At 71.1% G+C, this 17,836-nt stretch carries 16 protein-coding genes; 9 read left to right on the forward strand and 7 right to left on the reverse strand.

Annotated elements, in window-relative coordinates; all coding sequences use genetic code 11:
- The first annotated feature begins 12 nt into the window (after positions 1-12).
- The 4 genes from WMF14_RS21090 to WMF14_RS21105 all read left to right on the forward strand — a co-directional run bounded on the left by WMF14_RS21090 (position 13) and on the right by WMF14_RS21105 (position 5,919).
- Positions 13-1,707, forward strand: coding sequence for a 2-isopropylmalate synthase (locus tag WMF14_RS21090; protein WP_437803335.1), 1,695 nt, complete (start codon positions 13-15; stop codon positions 1,705-1,707).
- Positions 1,708-1,794: 87 nt separating this feature from the next.
- Positions 1,795-3,441: a citramalate synthase gene (gene cimA / locus WMF14_RS21095; protein ID WP_437803336.1), complete on the forward strand. Its 1,647-nt coding sequence runs from the start codon at positions 1,795-1,797 to the stop codon at positions 3,439-3,441.
- A complete protein-coding gene (gene leuB / locus WMF14_RS21100) occupies positions 3,438-4,502 on the forward strand; it encodes a 3-isopropylmalate dehydrogenase (protein WP_272099456.1) in 1,065 nt (354 codons plus the stop codon). The genes cimA and leuB overlap by 4 nt, the downstream gene beginning before the upstream one ends.
- Positions 4,503-5,403: 901 nt before the next feature.
- Positions 5,404-5,919, forward strand: a complete 516-nt coding sequence (locus tag WMF14_RS21105) for a hypothetical protein (RefSeq protein ID WP_437803337.1) — start codon at positions 5,404-5,406, stop codon at positions 5,917-5,919.
- A 722-nt stretch (positions 5,920-6,641) separates the two neighbouring features.
- Here the strand turns inward: WMF14_RS21105 and WMF14_RS21110 are convergent.
- Positions 6,642-8,240, reverse strand: coding sequence for a serine/threonine-protein kinase (locus WMF14_RS21110; RefSeq protein WP_437803338.1), 1,599 nt, complete (start codon positions 8,238-8,240; stop codon positions 6,642-6,644).
- A gap of 482 nt (positions 8,241-8,722) precedes the next feature.
- Here WMF14_RS21110 and dusB point away from each other — a divergent pair, with 482 nt between their 5' ends.
- Positions 8,723-9,709: a tRNA dihydrouridine synthase DusB gene (gene dusB / locus WMF14_RS21115; RefSeq protein ID WP_272099462.1), complete on the forward strand. Its 987-nt coding sequence runs from the start codon at positions 8,723-8,725 to the stop codon at positions 9,707-9,709.
- A 36-nt stretch (positions 9,710-9,745) separates the two neighbouring features.
- Here dusB and WMF14_RS21120 read toward each other — a convergent pair whose 3' ends face one another.
- The 6 genes from WMF14_RS21120 to WMF14_RS21145 form a co-directional block, all read right to left on the reverse strand.
- A complete protein-coding gene (locus tag WMF14_RS21120; protein WP_272099464.1) occupies positions 9,746-11,251 on the reverse strand; it encodes an HAD-IG family 5'-nucleotidase in 1,506 nt (501 codons plus the stop codon).
- 140 nt (positions 11,252-11,391) lie between these two features.
- Positions 11,392-11,955, reverse strand: a complete 564-nt coding sequence (locus WMF14_RS21125) for an STAS domain-containing protein (RefSeq protein WP_272099466.1) — start codon at positions 11,953-11,955, stop codon at positions 11,392-11,394.
- A gap of 7 nt (positions 11,956-11,962) precedes the next feature.
- Complete coding sequence (locus WMF14_RS21130; RefSeq protein ID WP_272099468.1) at positions 11,963-12,529, reverse strand: SpoIIE family protein phosphatase; 567 nt, start codon at positions 12,527-12,529, stop codon at positions 11,963-11,965.
- Positions 12,526-13,155: an ATP-binding protein gene (locus WMF14_RS21135; protein WP_272099470.1), complete on the reverse strand. Its 630-nt coding sequence runs from the start codon at positions 13,153-13,155 to the stop codon at positions 12,526-12,528. Before WMF14_RS21135 ends, WMF14_RS21130 begins: the two co-directional genes overlap by 4 nt.
- A gap of 272 nt (positions 13,156-13,427) precedes the next feature.
- Positions 13,428-14,006: a hypothetical protein gene (locus WMF14_RS21140; RefSeq protein WP_437803339.1), complete on the reverse strand. Its 579-nt coding sequence runs from the start codon at positions 14,004-14,006 to the stop codon at positions 13,428-13,430.
- A gap of 344 nt (positions 14,007-14,350) precedes the next feature.
- Positions 14,351-14,623: a hypothetical protein gene (locus WMF14_RS21145; RefSeq protein ID WP_272099474.1), complete on the reverse strand. Its 273-nt coding sequence runs from the start codon at positions 14,621-14,623 to the stop codon at positions 14,351-14,353.
- Positions 14,624-14,745: 122 nt separating this feature from the next.
- Between WMF14_RS21145 and WMF14_RS21150 the strand changes: the two genes are divergently transcribed.
- From WMF14_RS21150 to WMF14_RS21165, 4 genes are all read left to right on the forward strand, one after another.
- Complete coding sequence (locus WMF14_RS21150) at positions 14,746-15,492, forward strand: nucleotidyltransferase family protein (protein ID WP_437803340.1); 747 nt, start codon at positions 14,746-14,748, stop codon at positions 15,490-15,492.
- Complete coding sequence (locus WMF14_RS21155; protein ID WP_272099477.1) at positions 15,489-16,484, forward strand: GHMP family kinase ATP-binding protein; 996 nt, start codon at positions 15,489-15,491, stop codon at positions 16,482-16,484. The genes WMF14_RS21150 and WMF14_RS21155 overlap by 4 nt, the downstream gene beginning before the upstream one ends.
- Positions 16,485-16,548: 64 nt before the next feature.
- Complete coding sequence (locus tag WMF14_RS21160) at positions 16,549-17,169, forward strand: D-sedoheptulose-7-phosphate isomerase (RefSeq protein ID WP_272099478.1); 621 nt, start codon at positions 16,549-16,551, stop codon at positions 17,167-17,169.
- Positions 17,170-17,176: 7 nt separating this feature from the next.
- The gene (locus tag WMF14_RS21165) at positions 17,177-17,788 is read left to right on the forward strand and encodes a D-glycero-alpha-D-manno-heptose-1,7-bisphosphate 7-phosphatase (protein WP_437803341.1); all 612 of its coding nucleotides are present in this window, start codon (positions 17,177-17,179) and stop codon (positions 17,786-17,788) included.
- Positions 17,789-17,836: the final 48 nt, after the last annotated feature.

A 17,836-nucleotide genomic window follows, 5' to 3' on the forward strand; every position in this document is an offset into this window, starting at 1 on the left:
GCGGAGAACACCATGCCTGAGATGATTGCCAATCAAGCGATGCCCCCGTCCGATTACGTCCGCATCTTCGACACGACGCTGCGCGACGGCGAGCAGTCGCCGGGCGCGACGATGACGTCGTCGGAGAAGCTCGAGATCGCGCTCGCGCTGGCGAAGCTCGGCGTCGACGTCATCGAGACGGGCTTCCCCGCCGCCTCCCCCGACGATCTGCTCGCCGTCCAGACGATCGCCGAGCGCGTGGGCGCGGCCGCGGTGCCCGGCCGCCCGGCCGCGAACCCGCCGATCATCTGCGCCCTCGCCCGCGCCACCAAGGTCGACATCGACAAGGCGTGGGAGGGCGTCGCCCGGGCCGCTCACCCGCGGATCCACACCTTCCTCGCCACGAGCGACATCCACCTCAAGCACAAGCTCCGGATGACCCGGGCCGAGGTGCTCGACCGCGTGCGGGCCATGGTCGCGTACGCGCGCGACCTGTGCGCCGACGTGGAGTTCAGCCCCGAGGACGCCGGCCGGAGCGAGCCGGAGTTCCTCTACCAGGTGCTCGAGGCCGCGATCGCCGCCGGGGCCACCACGCTCAACATCCCGGACACGGTCGGGTACACCATCCCGAGCGAGTTCGGCGCGCTCATCGCCGGGATCCGCAAGAACGTGGCGGGGATCGACCGCGCCATCGTCTCGGTCCACTGCCACAACGACCTCGGGCTCGCGACGGCCAACGCGCTGGAGGGCATCCGCGCGGGCGCGCGCCAGGCCGAGGTGACCATCAACGGCATCGGCGAGCGCGCCGGCAACACCGCGCTCGAGGAGATCGTCATGGCGCTCGCGACGCGCCGGGCCGTCTTCGGGCTGCGCACCGGGATCGACACGACCCAGATCGCCACCGTGAGCCGCCTCGTCAGCGCGGCGACCGGCTTCAACGTCCAGCCGAACAAGGCGATCGTCGGCGCCAACGCCTTCGCGCACGAGTCCGGCATCCACCAGGACGGGATGCTGAAGCACCAGGAGACGTACGAGATCATGCGGCCGGAGATGGTCGGGGTGACGCAGACCCGGCTCGTCCTCGGCAAGCACTCGGGCAGGCACGCGCTCCGCAACCGGCTGGAGGAGCTCGGCTACCACCTCGACGAGGCCCAGCTCGCGGCGGCGTTCGCCAGCTTCAAGGCGCTCGCGGACAAGAAGAAGCACGTCACCGATCCCGACATCGAGGCGATCGTCTCGACCACGCGGGCGCAGGCCGACGATCTCTACACGCTCGACGCGCTCCAGGTCGCCTGCGGGACCACCGGCATGCCCACCGCCACGGTCCGCCTCCGCGGGCCGGACGGGACGCTGCACGTCCGCGCCGCGATCGGCACCGGGCCGGTGGACGCCGCCTACCGGGCGATCGACGAGATCGTCCGCGTGCCGAGCAGCCTCCTCGAGTTCTCGGTGCACGCGGTGACCGAGGGCATCGACGCGCTCGGCGAGGTGAGCGTCCGCGTCCGGGCGGACGCGACGTCGAACAAGCGGCACCCGCAGCACGACGCCGCGGCGCGGGTCTTCCACGGCCACGGCGCTGACACCGACATCCTGGTGGCCAGCGCGAAGGCATACCTCACCGCCCTGAACCGGCTCCTCGCGACCTACGGCGTCGAGCCCAAGGACGACGCGGCGGCGTCAGAGAGCAACCAGAGCGGCCACGGCGCCGCCGTCGAGAGCGCGAGGTAGGGCCGTGCGCCGAGCGCAGGAGGCCCCCCAGGGGGGCGATGAGCTCGGCGACCCGATCTCGCTGCACGCACAAGGAAGTCGAACCTTATGAATCCGCCTCATAACGGCGCGGAGCAGGGCGCCCGCCCCGCGGACCGCGTCGACGTCTACGACACAACGCTACGGGACGGCACCCAGCGCGAGGGCATCTCGCTCGCGTGCGAGGACAAGCTGCATATCGCGCGCCACCTCGACGCGTTCGGCCTGGCCTTCATCGAGGGCGGGTGGCCTGGCTCGAACCCGAAGGACGCGCAGTTCTTCGAGCGGGCGAAGGACATCGAGTGGAAGCACGCGAAGATCGCCGCGTTCGGCTCGACGCGCCGGGCCTCGCTGGCCCCCGAGGACGACCCCGGGCTGCGCGCGCTCCTCGCCGCCGGGACGAGCGTCTGCACGATCTTCGGCAAGAGCTCGGTCCAGCACGTGACGGCGGTGCTGCGCACGACGCTCGACGAGAACCTCCGGATGATCGAGGAGACCATCGCCTTCCTTCGCGCGCACGGCCGCCGCGTGATCTACGACGCCGAGCACTTCTTCGACGGGTTCGCGCTCGACAGGTCGTACGCGACCGAGACGCTCCGCGCCGCCGTGCGCGGCGGGGCGGAGGTGGTCACGCTCTGCGACACGAACGGCGGCTCGATGCCCTGGCAGATCGAGGCGGTGGTGGCCGAGATGAAGGCGGCGCTGGGCCACCCGCTCGGGATCCACGCCCACAACGACGGCGAGTGCGCGGTCGCCAACTCGATCGCCGCCGTGCGCGGGGGCGCCCGCCACGTCCAGGGGACGATCAACGGCTACGGCGAGCGCTGCGGGAACGCGAACCTCTGCGCGATCGTCCCGAACCTGGAGCTGAAGCTCGGCCTCCGGGCGCTCCCGGACGGCGCGCTCCGCGGCATCACCGAGCTCTCGCACTACGTCGCCGAGGTGGCGAACCTCTCCCCCGACGATCACATGGCCTACGTCGGGCGGAGCGCCTTCGCGCACAAGGGCGGCGTGCACGTCGCGGCGATGCGGCGCGAGCCTGCGTCCTACCAGCACATCGATCCCGCGCTCGTGGGCAACGCGATGCGGACCGTGGTCAGCGAGCTGTCGGGCCGCGGCAACCTCCTCAGCAAGGCCGAGGAGTTCGGGCTCGATGTGCCGACGGGCGCCGAGGTCGAGGTGCTGGAGCAGATCAAGGAGCGCGAGGCGCGCGGCTCGTCGTTCGAGGCGGCCGAGGCGTCCGTCGCGCTCCTGCTCCGCCGGAGCTCGCCGGGCTACAAGCCGCCGTTCCGGCTGCTCGACTTCAAGGTCATCGCGGGCCAGCGCGAGGGCGTCGGCACCTTCGCCGAGGCGATGATCAAGATCGCGGTCGACGACGAGGTGGTGATCACGGCGGCCGAGGGATCCGGCCCCGTGAACGCGCTCGACGGCGCGCTCCGCAAGGCGCTCGCGCCCGTGTTCCCGGCCGTGCGTGACATCCAGCTCGTCGACTACAAGGTGCGCATCCTCGACGGGCGCGACGGCACCTCGGCGACGACGCGCGTGCTCATCAACAGCCGCGACGCCCACCGCGAGTGGAGCACCGTCGGCGCGTCGACCAACATCATCGATGCGTCCTGGCATGCGCTCGCGGACGGGATCGAGTATGGGCTCACGCTCGCAGCGAGAGAGCCGCAGCAGTTCACATCCACGTTGCCTGCCAGCGAGGTCGCATGAAGGCCAATATCGTTCTTTTGCCCGGCGACGGCATCGGCGTCGAAGTGGTCGCCGAAACCCGCGCCACACTCGACGCTGTCGCCGCCCAGTTCGGCCACAGCTTCAGCTACTCGGAGCACCTCATCGGCGGGTGCGCGATCGACGCGACCGGCACGGCGCTGACGCAGGAGACGCTCGACGCGTGCCGCGCGGCGGATGCCGTCCTGCTCGGCGCCGTCGGCGGCCCCAAGTGGGACAACCCGAGCGCGAGCGTCCGCCCCGAGCAGGGGCTGCTCGCCCTGCGCCAGGGGCTCGGCCTGTACGCCAACCTGCGGCCGATCCGCCTGTTCCCGGAGCTCATCCAGGCCTCTCCCCTCAAGGCGGAGCGGCTCGCGGACGTCGACATCCTGGTCGTTCGTGAGCTGACGGGCGGGCTCTACTTCGGCAAGCCGCGCATCCGCGAGGAGGTGAACGGGCGCCGGCGCGCTGTCGACACGCTCGAGTACACGGACGAGGAGATCCAGCGCGTCGTCGAGCTCGCGTTCCGCCTCGCGTCGTCGCGCAGGCGCCTCGTCACGTCCGTCGACAAGGCGAACGTCCTCGAGTCGTCGCGGCTCTGGCGCACGGTGGCGACCGAGGTCGCCGCCCGCCACCCGGAGATCCGCATCGAGCATCAGCTCGTCGACTCGTGCGCGATGCGGCTCATCACCTCGGCCGCGGCGTTCGACGTCATCGTCACCGAGAACATGTTCGGCGACATCCTGACCGACGAGGCCGCCGTGCTCGCCGGCTCGCTTGGGCTCTGTCCGAGCGCGTCGCTGGGCGACGGGACGCGCGGGGTCTACGAGCCGATCCACGGCTCTGCGCCCGACATCGCTGGCAAGGGCATCGCCAACCCGATCGGGACGATCCTGAGCGCCGCGATGCTGCTCCGGCACTCGCTTCGGCTCGACAAGGAGGCGGCCGTGCTCGAGCGCGCGGTGGCGCAGGCCATCGCCGGCGGCGCACGGACGGCGGACCTCGGCGGCAAGCTGTCGACCCAGGGGATGGGCGCCGCGGTCCGCGCGAAGCTCGCGGGCTGAGCGCTCCCTCCAGGCGGCCTCGGGCGAGCCCCTCCCCGGCGCTCGCCGCGCGCATCGACGGCGCGCTCGCGCTCTTCGCGCCCCTTCCCTTCGCAGCCATCGACGCGTGGACACAAGGCCCCTTCGCGGGCCGCTCCTGCGCGTTGCTCCCACGTCGTCCAGTCCACCGCGTTCCTTTCGCTCGAATCCATCGGTCTTCGCGCCCGACTATCGACCAGGACGGGACGTGGCGCGCCGTCGGCTGGTTCGACGATGGGCCTGACGCTCTCCGGTGCGAACCGCGAGCGCATGTGCTTCGAAGGCGCAGCTGCGGGAATCTCCTTATCACCCTTCACGCTGGAGATCCGGGCGGACGACACGATCGCGCGAGCCTTCATGAAGCCTCGTTCGCCGCGCGCCGCGCCTGCCGCGCGGCGGGCGCCTGGGTGCTCCGCGCCATCCGATCCATCTCCGTTGATCGAGCTGTTCGCGTTCCAGGCACCGCCACCGCAGCCTCATGAGGACAGGGCCTCCCGCGGCCGGTCCTCGCCAGCATCGCAGTCCGGCGCGCTTGCGCTCCTCCGCGCTGGCCAGCAAGAGCGATGACGCTGCGCGCGGCGCGCAGGATCAGCGAAGAGCGCGCGGCCCCACCGGAGGGCGCGGGGGCCGGTGAGCGCCGCGCGGCCGCGCCTCGCGCCCTCGCGGAAGGAGCGCGCGATGCTGCCCTCTCCGCGCGCCGCCGGCCTCGCAGAAAGCGTCCATGGTGTCTCAGGTGTCCTTTATGGGGTAATCGACATCACCTCCCGGACACCACACATGATCGTGCGGCGGGGGATCTCAGGTCCCCGCGTGTCAACGCTCGTCGCCATGACGGGCGATGACTCCATTCGACATGGATTGATGTGCACAGGAGAACGGGAACATGAGCCAATTGACGAAGTTCGCATCGCTCATCGCCCTCTCGACGGCCCTCTCTGCGGCAGGTTGCATGGCCGAGACGACGACGTCGGACGCGCCCACCGACGACGTGATGAGCGAGACCCACGAGGCGAAGCAGGCGTTCCAGGCCGAGACGGATTCCGCTGATCAGGAGTCGAGCGCGAATCCGGCGATGGACGAGAGAGCGACGGACCCCAGCGCAGCAGGCGCCAGCGCGCCGGCCCCCGGCGCGCCCGATGTCGGCGCCGCGGACCCCGGCTCGACGAGCGAGAAGCCCGATGCGGCGCGCTGGTGGGGCGGCGGCTGGGGCTTCCGGCCCGGCTGGGGCGGCGGCTGGGGCTTCCGGCCCGGCTGGGGCTTCCGGCCCGGCTGGGGCTGGGGCGGCGGCTGGGGCTTCCGGCCCTGGTGGGGCGGCGGCTGGGGCGGCTGGGGCTTCCGGCCCTGGTGGGGCGGCGGCTGGGGCGGCGGCTGCGGCGGCTGGAGCGGCTGCGGCTGGTAGCGTGCCGCGCTCGCCATCACGGCTACCCGCATGACGGGGAGCCCTGCTGACGCTCGCTCCGCGCCCCCTGCGGCGCCGCCGCGGCTCGGTCCTCGCCATGTCAAGGCGCCGGCAAGGGGTCATGAGCGGACGATGAAGCGACGGGCGCCCTGACGGGTCGAGGCTCCCTCACGCGGCCGCGGAGAGAGCCTCGACCGCCACCACGGTGCCCCCGGATCGCCCGCACGGGTCTGCGAGCGGTCCGGGGTACTCCGGGATCAGGCGTCGGCCTCGGCGAGGCTCGGGACGCGGCGTATGAGGAAGCGGGGCCTCATGCAGCACCACCACATGACCCCCATGGAGGTGAGATAGAAGGCGAAGAGGCACATGAGCGACGTCGTCGCCCCGCCCGTCGCCTTGATCGAGGCGCCGACGGGCGATTCGCTTCCCTGTCTTCTCTCAAAACCCATCATCGTCCGGATTCCACTCGGTAATCAAAGTGGGCATCGGTCCTCCTCACCGAGATCGGGGCGCTGCCGCCATGAACCATGGCGAATCGGAGCGGCCGAGGCCCGTTCAACCCACGCTCGACATCGGTCCTCATCTCCTGCATTGAATGATCCAAAATCGCAGCTCCTCGTGCGTCTCCGCGCCGTTTCGATGCGCTACTACCGTGCAGCGTCGATACCGCGCGGTCGCCGGCGCGGCGGAGGCCGCGCGCGCGGCGCGACGGCGCGCTGCCTCTATCGGGCGGAGGCGGTCCGCGTCGAGCCCCCGCGCGCCGTCGTGGGGCGCTCGAGCGGCGCTTCCGGGCGGCCGAGCTTCTCCGCGCGCTCGGTCACCCAGAAGCGCTCCGCGTCGGCCGCCGTCCAGGCAGACTCGTCGAGCAGCGGGAGCAGCGCATCGAACAGCGCGCGCGCGCTCTGGAAACGGTGGCGCGGGTCCTTGGCGAGGCACCGCAGGACGAGGCGATCGACCGCGCGAGGGACGGCCGGGCCGCGCCGCACCGACGGCGCGTGGGGGGCCTTCGTCATGTGCGCGACGAAGAGCTGCCCCGACGACGAGCCCTCGAACGGCAGCTCCCCGGTGAGCAGGAAGTAGAGCGTGCCCCCGAGCGAGTAGATGTCGCTGCGCGCATCCGCCCGATCCCCGCGGCACACCTCCGGCGCCATATAGGCCGGCGTCCCGCAGAGCATACCGCTGTTCGTGAGCTCGGCGTCCCGGCCGCCCTCGACCATCCGCGCGACCCCGAAGTCGAGCAGCTTGAGGAAGTCGTGATCGTCGCCCACGCGGGTGACGAAGAGGTTCTGCGGCTTGATGTCCCGGTGGATGATCCCTGCCTCGTGCGCCTCGATGAGCGAGCGGCAGGCCTGCAGGGCGAAGCGCACGGCGCGCGCCACGGGCATGGGGCCGTAGCTGCGCACGATCGCGGCGAGATCGGCCCCGCGCAGGTGCTCCATGGCGATGTAGTAGATGCCGTCGTCGCTCGCTCCGAAGTCGAAGATCCGGATGGTGTGCGGATCGCTGAGCTTGCTCGCCGCGTGCGCCTCCTGCTCGAAGCGCTTCGGCACCGCCGGGTCCGGCGCGTCTCGCGTCCTCAGGAGCTTGAGGGCGACGTCGCGGTGGAGCGTCTCGTCCCACGCGAGCCAGACCTCGCTCATCCCCCCTTTGCCGATCGGCGCCTCGAGCCGGTACCTCCCCAGCTTGCGCGCCTGATAGACCTGCTGCTGCGCGGCCCACACGACGTGGCTCGACAGCGCCCCGATCACCCCCGAGGCGGGGACGAAGATGTAATGGCTCGCGGCCGTGAGCAGCGTCGTCGGATCGAGCCACGCCGCATGGATCGACGGGGAGAAGATCGCGGCGATGCCCATCGTCGCCGGGAAGGCGAGGAACATCGGCGCGGAGGCGAGGAGCGCCTTGCTGAACGGCGCGGGAACGAGCGCCGTGCGGAGCAGCACGACGATGGAGAGCCCGTGCATGTACGCGCTCGTCAGGCCGCCGAAATCGAGCGCCATCAGCGAGATGAAGATCGCGGCGGTGAGGAACGCGGCCTCGTACCCGAGGAGCACGACGCGCCCCGAGAGCGTCGGGCGCCCCGACAGCCGGTACACGGCCAGGGAGAGCGCCTGCTCGACGACGCGCAGGACGATGCAGCGCCACACCGGCGCCGCGGGGTACAGCACGGTCGCCATGAACATGTCGACAAGCGTGAACGCGGGCCATATCCAGAGCGCGACCCGGAAAGCGCGGCGGACCGCGCGGCGGACGCTCTCGGTGTCGTGGGCGCCCGTTGCGCTGCGCCGCGTGCCGAGCGGGCGAGTCTCGCGCTCTCTGAGCATGCGCGCCGCGGCCGATCGCTCAGCGCGGAGAGCCTCTCGGAGCAGCGCACGCTTCATGGCAATCTCGAGGGTCGCCAGAGCCACGACGAACGTCAAGCGAGCGTTGTTGGCTTCTCGCGCGGCAGGTTTCCTCGGCCACGACGCCGGGCTGCGGTGCCCGCCGTCTCCCACCCCGGATGTCGTACCAACATGACCGTTCGCTGCCCCACATACCGTGTTCGTCCACCCTGCGCACACAAGCCCGCGAGGTCATGAATCCTGTCAGCGCCTCGGGGGCGCGGCGTGGCGGGACGCCGAAGCGCGGCGAGGTGACCGGGCGCCTGGGGTCTCGCTCTCGCCTCGGCCGCCGGCCCGCGGCCCTGGCAGCCGCGGCGCCGCTCGCGCCCCGACGCCGCGGGCTCGAGCTCAGCGGGCCCTTGCGCCTCGTGCCGAGGCGGTCGCCCTGGTCAACCGGCCGGATCCATGCTTGAAAGCTCGCCACCGTGCCGCTGTCGCCCGAAAGCTTTCGCCGGCTGTTCGCAAGCCGCCCCGTCGTCCTCGCGCCCATGGAGGACGTGACGGACGCCGTGTTCCGCCGCGTCGGCCGGGAGCTCGGCGCCGAGCTGTGCGTGACGGAGTTCGTCAACGTCGAGGGGCTGCTGCGCGGGTGCAAGACCGCGCGGCGCAAGCTCGCCCTGGCCGACGGCGATCAGCCGACGGCGATCCAGATCTACGGCGCCAACCCGGAGCGCCTCGCCGAGGCCGCGCGCGTCGCCGAGCAGGCCGGGCCGGCGTTCCTCGATATCAACTGCGGCTGCTGGGTGCCGAAGATCGCCGGTCGAGGCGCGGGCGCGGGCTGGCTCCGCGATCCGGAGGCGATGGTGGCGATGGCCCGCCTCGTGACGCGCTCTGTCGCGCTCCCGGTCACCGTGAAGACGCGCATCGGCTGGGGACCGGAGTCCCATATGCCGATCGTCGACCTCGCGCGCCGCCTCGAGGACGCCGGCGTCGCCGCGCTCACGATCCACTGCCGCACGGCCCAGATGGGGCACAGCGGCGCGGCCGACTGGGGCTGGGCCGCCCGGGCGCGCGAGGTCGTATCCATCCCCGTCGTGGTGAACGGCGACATCAAGACCGCCGACGACGCGGCCCGCGCCCTCCGCGAGACGGGCTGCGCCGGCGTGATGGTCGGCCGCGCCGCCATCGACCACCCCTGGATCTTCCGCGAGGCCCGGGCCCTCCTCGATGATGGCGTGCACCTCCCGCCGCCGACGGCCGAGGAGCGGCTCGCCCTGTGCCGCGCGCACCTCATCGCGAACACCGAGGCGCGCGGCGAGCCGCACGGCGTGCGCGTGACGCGACGCCACCTGACCGGCTACCTCCGCGGCCTCCCCGGCGCGTCGGCCCTCCGGCGCGAGCTGCTCTTCTGCGACAGCCTGTCGGGGTGCCTCGACATCCTCGACAGCGCCGCGCAGCGGCTCGCGGCCTGAGGCCGCCGCCGCGCGGCAGGCCGGCGGCGGCGCCGCCTACATGCCCACGGGCGTCGCGTCGTCGACCGGGGCGGGCTCGCCGTTCTGCCGCTCGGCGCCCGGCGGCGCGCCCATGGGATCGTGCGGCAGGCTCCCGCGGTGCGAGCGGAGCAGCACGTGAGGCGTCGCCAGGAGAAAGTTGGAGACGCGGGACGTGTAGATGTCCGCCGAACGCTCGATCTGCCGGGCCAGGTGGCTCTTGTCGTTGCCCGTGCGGAGGAGCAGCCCCCACCTCGGGTTCAACGTCTCGGCCGACGCCTTCGCGAGCGGCGCGATCCGCGCGTCGAGCGCCGCGAGGCTCGCCTTGAGCTCGTTCATCTTCACCTGGATCTCGCCCTCCGTCGCCCCGGAGACCGGCCCGTAGCCGGCGCGCATCCGCTGGAGCTCCAGGCGCAGCCTGGCATAGACGCGCTCGGCGTCCTCCTTCTCCCGCATCCAGAGATCGAGGCGCGCCTCGGCCCCGCGCGCCTCCTCGATCGCGACGATCTCGTCCTCGAGCTCCCGGATGATGAGCGCCGTGCGCCACCGCAAGGCGCTCTTCGACACGTGCACATCTCCATAGATGTGATCGCCGATGTAGAGGATCTCGTCGCCGGACAGCCCCAGGTGGTGCTCGACGAGCCCCGCGTTGCCGCCCAGGTAATGCCCGCCCACGCGCAGCCGGCCGGCCGGGCGCAGGAGGCCGTCCTCCGTGACCACCTCGAAGAGCGGGCTGCGGCTCGAGAAGAACTCCGGCTTTCGCGCGGAGACGATGACCACGTCGAACAGGTCGCGCCACGTCATGCCGCCCGGCAGGAAGCGGTCGAACGCGTAGCTCATCATCGCGCGCGTGTAGACCCACTCCGAGTTCGTGATCAGGACGAGCTTCTTGCCCGCCTCCCTCTGGTCGAGCAGCGTGAGCGGGATCTCCGGATCGAGCAGCACGAACCGGTCCGGATCGCCGATGATCTCGGCCTTCAGCTGCCCCTCCATGTGCGTCGCGTCGAGGCGATCCTTCACACGGCGATAGAGATCGCTGTAGCCGAGCACCTCGGGCAGCCGGCGCTGATCGAGCAGATCGACCAGCTTCGCGTACATGCACCCCTCCGAGAGCGAGAAGAGCGTGTTCAGGAAGACGTAGCGCCCGTCCGCGAGGTCGACGATCGTCCGCGCGTAGGTCGCGCGCTGTGTCTCGAAGTCGATCGGCTTCGTGCCGTGGTAGGCCCGCTTCACGTAGCCGAACCGATTCACCTTGAGCAGATTGCCGAGCTCGGTGTCCAGGATGAGCCCTCGGATCACGAGGTCCGGCTCGAACGTCAGGTCGCCGACTGGCCAGCCCTCGCTCTCCAGAAGGTGCCGGAGGTGCTCATAGGCCCGACGCTCCCACGCCTCCACCCGGTAGTGGATCAGCGTGTAATCCATGTCGTATCCGATCGCCTTGATCGAACGGAGATTCAGCGTCCGGTTGCAGAAGATCCCCCGCTGCTTGGGCGGCGGGGCGGCGAGGCAATCCAGCTTGTCCATGGTGATCGCCCGGAGAGCGGTCGTGAGGCATACCAGGGACCCACGGCGTTGCCCACCCGGACAATCACCGTCACCCTGCCGTCAGGCGGGCGCGTTCGGCGTGTCGATGTCGTCGTAGACGTAGACGCGCACGCTCGGCCTCAGCGGCGCCTGAGCCGGCTCTTCCCGCTCTGCCGCCGATCGAGGCTCGTCGTGGGCCGAGGTGATCGCCCGTTCGTCGGCGATCGGCGGGCGTCGCCGCGGTCGTCCGCCTCCCACCCGTCGTCGTCCTCGTCGTCCTCGTCCTCGTCGTCGAACAGGTCGTCGTCGTCCTCGTCGTCGTCCTCGTCGCGCGCCTCGGCCCTGCGCACCTCGAGCCCGAGCATCGTGAGCGCCTGCTCGAGCGTCAGCGCCGTCTTCACGGCCTCGAGCTCGACCCCCATGGCCTGGAGCGTCATCGCTATCTCGGGGCTCAGCCCGGACAGGATGGTCGGTGTGCCCATGAGCCGCGCGGCGGAGGCAAGGTTCGAGAGCACCGCGCACAGGTGGCTATCCATGATCCAGACGGCCGTGAGATCGATGACCAGCCCCTTCGCGCCGCTCTCGTGGATGGCCCGCAGCACCTCGGTGTTCAGCTGCTCCGCGAGGTCATCGGTCACGTCCCCCTGGATGGGCACCAGGATCCGGTCCCACAGGTTGATGATCGGAAGGCGCTTGAGCTCCATGGTCATCCTAAGGTTCGATGTCGGCGATCAAGACCGTTGAGTCATCGTGCGAGCGCCGGTGTCGGCTCATGAGGGCGCGGCAGGCATCCGCGGCCTTCATTCCACGAAACAGCGATAGATCGAAGCGAGGGGAGACCCCGTCGGTGAACACGACGAGACGGTCGCCCCGCGCGAGCTGCGCATCGAAGATCCGGACCTTGCTGAGCGATGCGCCGAGGATGCCCGGGCTCTGGAGCCACTGGACGCGCGTGCCGTGCGACATCAGCTCGACGTTGCCGATGCCGCAGCCCTGGAGCCGCCCCTCCCGGAAGCGACAGATCATGCCGGCGGCGCCGCGGGTGCCGCGGAGCCGCACGTGGAGGCGATCGATGAGGGCGCGGACGTCCTCGCCGCTCGGCGCGTCGGCGAGCGCCTTGAGCGCGACGTTCGCCGCGGCCGCCGCGTGCTCGCCGTGGCCGAGGGCGTCGATGACCGCGAAGAGGACGCCGTCCTCCCCGGCCCGCACGAACGCGGCGTCGCCGCTCACGAGCTCTCCGTCCTTGGGGAGGATCGCGTACTCCACGGAGAGCTTCACAGGTGGACCTCGATCTCCACCCGCGTGCCCTTCGGCCCCGAGTCGATATGAAAGCGATCGGCCAGCCGCTTGACCCCGATGATGCCGCGCCCCATACCGGTCTTGCTCTTGTAACGCCCGGCGAGGATCTCCTGCAGGTTCTGGATGCCTGCGCCCTCATCCACGGCGACGATGAGGAAGCGGACCGGGCTGTCGCGCTGCACCGCGAGCTCGATCGTCCCGCCAGGGGTATAGTGGACGATATTTCGCGCGAGCTCGCTGACGATGGTCGCGACCTTGTGCGACGTGAAGCTCTTTGCGCCGGCCGCATCGCAAACGGCCTTCGCGCTCAGGCGGGCCTCGCTGATGTCGGCCTCGACGTTGATGACCATGACCTTCGAGCGCCGCGAAGGCCGATCGCCGCCAATCGCCGAAATTTCCGACCTGAGCCGACCGAGCCGCGTTGGATCGACATAGAGACGGGCTCGGCGCTCGATGCTCGGAAGGATGTCGGGGAGGTCCTCGAGCGAGAACTCCTCGGGCTGGATCTCCGCCTCCCGCATGGCCCGGAGCAGGACTCCCTCTGCGTTCATCGCCGAGAGATAGCCGAGCAGGACGTTGAGAATCTGTTCGTGCGCGGGAGTCATCCGGAAAGCGCCTGGACCGGCAGGGTACCGGGGCCCTGGGTCCGCGTCGAGTACGCGGCGATGGCATCGCCGGGTTCGCCAGCTGTAACGCGGAAACCGCCGGGCTCCGGCCGGTCAGCGCCAGCAGGGCTCGGTCGGTCCGTCGTCTGCATCGCGCAGGGCGTCACCTGGCCCGTGCCCGCGCCGACCGGACGGTCTACGGCCGGCTCCAGGCAACGTGCGGCCGGATCCAAGCAACGCTCGTGCCTGGCTGGCCGTTCCACCGATGTCGCTCAGGCCGGGTAGTACGACGTCTGGCCTTGACGCAGCTCCTCGGTGATCTTGTTCTCCGCGAGGAGCTTCTTGAGCGGCTCCTGGAGCTCCGCTGCAGGGGTCCCCATCGCCAGCGCAAGGTCGTCGATCCCTTGCCCAGGCTCGATCTCCACATGGGCGAGCAGCGCCTCGGCGATCTCGTCCCCGGAGCTCCCGGACGGCAGGCTCACCGGGCTCGCCGGAGCGGCCTGTTCGGCGGCTTTCACGGGCGCCACGGCGGCGGGCGCCGGGGTACGCGCGGCGCGTGCCTTCGGCGGAGCGACGGCCGGCCGCGCACCACCGCCGGTCGTCCGCGGCGCGGCCGCCTTCTTGCGCGGCGCAGCGCGCGTCGGCGTCTTGGGCGACGGGGCGCTGCGCGGAGGTGCGGCCGGGCGGCTCGGCGCCGGAGCGCGCTCGGCCTTGCGGACCGGCTTGGCGGGAGTCGCGGCCGGCCCGGTCGATATCCCTGCGGCGCTGATGTCGACTTGCAGGTACTGCGCAGCGGCCCGGAGAACGTCCTCACGGACCAGCGCTCTCATGCCCTCCAGGAACTCGGCCACGGAAGCACGAATCTCATTCTCGATCTCGACATCGGATATCACGCAGCCGCCGTCTCATGAATCCCCCGGAATGTCAACGTCTTCCACGCACAGTGGCCCGCACAGGCCGGAGAAACAAGGCGTTCCTGCGCCGGTCGGCGCTCGGGACCGGGCGCCGGATCCCTCGCTGGGGCCGCGCGCGTCCGCTGTGAATTTGCCGTTTTATCAAATGAATTGCTGGCAAGATCTGAAACGCATCGACAGATCATGTCGGGACCCTCCGTCCGCACGCATGAGCCTCGCGTCCGGGCAGAGGTCGACTCGCCGCTCGCGGCTGCGCCAGGGGGGCGGACCTACGGGTGTGCTCAAGCAGCCTTGACAGCGCGGAGCGACGCGCGGCGCAACGGGCGGAGCTGCGACGCCGCAAAAGCCGCGCCGAGGGCGAGCCCGCGGAGCGTCAGCCGCATGTGGAGGACGTCGAGATACCCCTCGCGGTGCAGGGCGGTGATCGCCCGGCGGACGTCGGTCCGGCGCACCTGAAGGGCCGTGGTCAATGTGTCGAGGGTCACCGTCTTGCCCTCGCTCTGGAGGGCAACCAGCGTCCGGAGAAGATGCGGAGCGAGGTCCTTGTTGGTCATGGTGCACACCGTAACCGCCGCCTGAACGGCCGTACAGTTTGTGACGACGTTTTCTCCGAGCCGGCTGCGGGGAGCGCTGGAGACGCCCCGAAGACAGCCGTCGTCTGTGGTAGGTCCTTCCCGTGCGCGCCGACGACTCACCTCCTCAAGCCGTGATCCTCGCCGGCGGGCTCGGCACCCGGATGCGCCCCCGGACGGAGCGCACCCCGAAATTCCTGCTGCCCGTGGCCGGGCGGCCGTTCGGGGCGTGGCTCCTCGAGCGTCTCGCCGCAGCGGGCTTCGCCGAGGTGGTCCTCTGCGTGGGTCACCTCGGCGACGCCATCCGACAGGCGATGGGCGACCGGTTCGCGGGCCTGCCGCTCCATTATGCCGACGACGGCCCCGATCTCCTGGGCACGGCCGGCGCGCTGCGCCGCGCGCTGCCCCAGCTGGCCCCTGTGTTCCTCATGACGTACGGCGACTCCTACCTCCCTTTCGACTACCTGGCCCCGCTCCGGGACCTCTGCACACACCCCGGCGCGCTCGGCACGATGGCCGTGTACCGGAACGAGGGTCGGTTCGACGCGTCGAACGCCGCGATATCGGGCGACCTGGTGGTGCGTTACGAGAAGCGGCGCGCGGGCGCGCGGCCCGACCCTGCGCTCGACCACATCGATTACGGCGCGACCGCGCTCCGCCGCGAGGTCATCGAGGCGCTGCCGGCCGACGCGCCGCTCGGCTTCGAGGTGGTGCATCGCGACCTCGCGGCGCGCGGCCGCCTCCGGGCGCTCCCGGTCGCGGCGCGCTTCTACGAGATCGGCTCGGAGCAGGGCCTCCGCGATCTCGCGGCCGCGCTCGCGACCGCGGCCGCGACGGAGGCGCGGGGATGATCGTCTCTCGCGCCCCGGTCCGCTTCTCCCTCGGCGGCGGTGGGACCGATCTGCCCGCGTACTCCGGCCGCTTCGGCGGCTACCTCGTGTCGGCCGCCATCGACAAGTACATCTACGTGACGGCCAACAAGCGCTTCCACCGGGACATCCGCCTCGCGTACTCCAAGACCGAGATCGTCCCCTCGGTCGACGCGATCGAGCACCCGATCTTCCGGGAAGCGCTCCGGATGCTGGGAATCGAGCACTCGATCGAGCTCACGAGCGTCGCGGATCTCCCCGCGAACTCGGGCCTCGGCTCGTCGAGCTCGTTCACGGTCGCCCTCCTCAACGCCCTGCACGCGTACAAGCGCGACTTCGTGTCGTCCGAGCAGCTCGCCCGTGAGGCCTGCTCCATCGAGATCGAGCGCCTCGGAGAGCCGATCGGCAAGCAGGACCAGTACATCGCCGCTTACGGCAACGTCACGGCGTTCACGTTCTCTCCGGACGGCTCGGTGCACGTCGAGCCCGTCCCTGTCCGCGACGAGGTGCTGGACGAGCTCGAGAGCAACCTGCTCATCGTGTGGAGCGGCGTCGAAAGGCCGGCCAGGATCGTGCTCTCGGAGCAGGGCCGGCGGCTGCAAGACCTGGAGCCCGAGGTGGTCGAGCGGATGCACCGTATCAAGGAGATCGGCCGCGACGTGCACCGCATCCTCGTCACGGGCAGGCTCGACGACTACGGCGAGCTCTTGCACGCCCACTGGACCCAGAAGCGTAAGCTCGCGTCCAAGATGACCGACGAGGTCCTCGACGAGATCTACGAGATCGCTCGAGGCGCGGGGGCGCTCGGCGGCAAGCTGATGGGCGCCGGCGGCGGCGGCTTCTTCATGTTCTACGTCCGGCCGGCGGAGCGGCGCCGGGTGCTGGAGGCGCTCGCCGCGAAGGGCCTGCGCGTCCTGCGCTTCCGCTTCGATCTCGACGGCGCGCGCATCGTCGCGAACCTGCACCGATCGTGAGCGGGCGCGCCGGCGCGCCCCCTCCTGCTGGGCATTTCAGCGGGACTCTGGCTATAGATCGGCCATGCCTCAGAGCACGCACGACTTCGTCGAAAAGTACCTCCGCGAGACGTCCGAGATCGCCCTCGCGACGAGCCCCGACGACATGGCTCGCGTCATCGAGATCCTCTTCGATGCGTACAGGAGCGATCGCACCATCTACACGTGCGGCAACGGCGGCTCGGCGGCCAACGCGAGCCACCTCGCCTGCGACATCGCCAAGTTCACGTGGGTCGACGGCAAGCGGCGCTTCAAGTGCACCTCGCTCTGCGACAACGCGGCGCTCCTCAGCGCCCTCACCAACGACGTCGGCTTCAACCGGATCTTCCTCGAGCAGCTCGACGGCCGCGTGGTCGCGGGCGACGTGCTCGTGTGCCTGAGCGTGCACGGCGGCTCGGGCGCCGATCGCGCCGGCCCGTGGTCGCAGAACCTCGTCGCCGCCGCGGATTTCGCGAAGAAGGCGGGGGCCAAGGTGGTCGCGCTCGTCGGCTACGACGGCGGCGCCCTGCGCCAGATGGCCGACGCCAGCGTGATCGTGCCGAGGACGCGGGCGGGCTACACGTCGACACCGCACGTGGAGGGCTTCCACGAGGTTTACCACCACCTCATCTGCGAGCGGCTCCTCCAGCTCGTGGCCGAGAGCTGAGCGCCGCGTGGCGAGGCGCGGGATCCTGCTCGACCGCGACGGCACGCTCATCGACGTGGTGCGCGATCCCGAGCTCGGCGTCGTCGTGACGGCGTTTCATCCGGATCAGATCCGCCTCCTCCCAGGCGCGATCGAGGGGCTGCGGCGCCTCGCAGGCGCGGGGTTCCTGCTGGCGATCGCGACCAACCAGCCGGGCGCGGCGAAGGGCCAGGTCCCGTGGGGGGCGATCGAGCGCACGAACCGCGCGCTCGTCGATCGGCTCCGCGAGGCCGGCGTCGCGATCGCGGCGCTCGCGGTGTGCCCGCACCACCCCGAGGGCGGGCCAGGCGGCGATCCGGCGCTCATCGGCCCGTGCGATTGCAGGAAGCCGAAGCCGGGCATGCTCACGGCGCTCGCGCGCGATCTCGAGCTCGACACCGCGGCGAGCTGGATGATCGGCGACGCGCCGAGCGACGTGGCGGCCGCGCGCGCGGCGGGCATGCGGGCGGGCCTCATCATGGATGGACGCCGCTGCGAGCTGTGCCCGCTCCGCAGCGAGGCCGATCTCCCGTGCCCCGATCGCGCGGCGCCGCGCCTCGATCTCCTGGCCGCCGAGATCCTCGCCGAGCCGCGCGGCTAGCGGGCTCTGGCGCGCCACGCCGCGCCGCGCCGCCCGATAGCCCGCGCG

It is taken from the genome of Sorangium sp. So ce693, from assembly GCF_051521375.1.
In the GTDB taxonomy this organism is placed as follows: domain Bacteria; phylum Myxococcota_A; class Polyangia; order Polyangiales; family Polyangiaceae; genus Sorangium; species Sorangium atrum.

Bases quoted from the DNA above. Each gene is read 5' to 3' on its own strand.
- WMF14_RS21090 (WP_437803335.1), top strand. From the start codon at position 13: ATGCCTGAGATGATTGCCAATCAAGCGATGCCCCCGTCCGATTACGTC.
- cimA (WP_437803336.1), top strand. From the start codon at position 1,795: ATGAATCCGCCTCATAACGGCGCGGAGCAGGGCGCCCGCCCCGCGGAC.
- leuB (WP_272099456.1), top strand. From the start codon at position 3,438: ATGAAGGCCAATATCGTTCTTTTGCCCGGCGACGGCATCGGCGTCGAA.
- WMF14_RS21105 (WP_437803337.1), top strand. From the start codon at position 5,404: ATGAGCCAATTGACGAAGTTCGCATCGCTCATCGCCCTCTCGACGGCC.
- WMF14_RS21110 (WP_437803338.1), bottom strand. From the start codon at position 8,240: ATGCTCAGAGAGCGCGAGACTCGCCCGCTCGGCACGCGGCGCAGCGCA.
- WMF14_RS21120 (WP_272099464.1), bottom strand. From the start codon at position 11,251: ATGGACAAGCTGGATTGCCTCGCCGCCCCGCCGCCCAAGCAGCGGGGG.
- WMF14_RS21125 (WP_272099466.1), bottom strand. From the start codon at position 11,955: ATGGAGCTCAAGCGCCTTCCGATCATCAACCTGTGGGACCGGATCCTG.
- WMF14_RS21135 (WP_272099470.1), bottom strand. From the start codon at position 13,155: ATGACTCCCGCGCACGAACAGATTCTCAACGTCCTGCTCGGCTATCTC.
- WMF14_RS21145 (WP_272099474.1), bottom strand. From the start codon at position 14,623: ATGACCAACAAGGACCTCGCTCCGCATCTTCTCCGGACGCTGGTTGCC.
- WMF14_RS21155 (WP_272099477.1), top strand. From the start codon at position 15,489: ATGATCGTCTCTCGCGCCCCGGTCCGCTTCTCCCTCGGCGGCGGTGGG.
- WMF14_RS21160 (WP_272099478.1), top strand. From the start codon at position 16,549: ATGCCTCAGAGCACGCACGACTTCGTCGAAAAGTACCTCCGCGAGACG.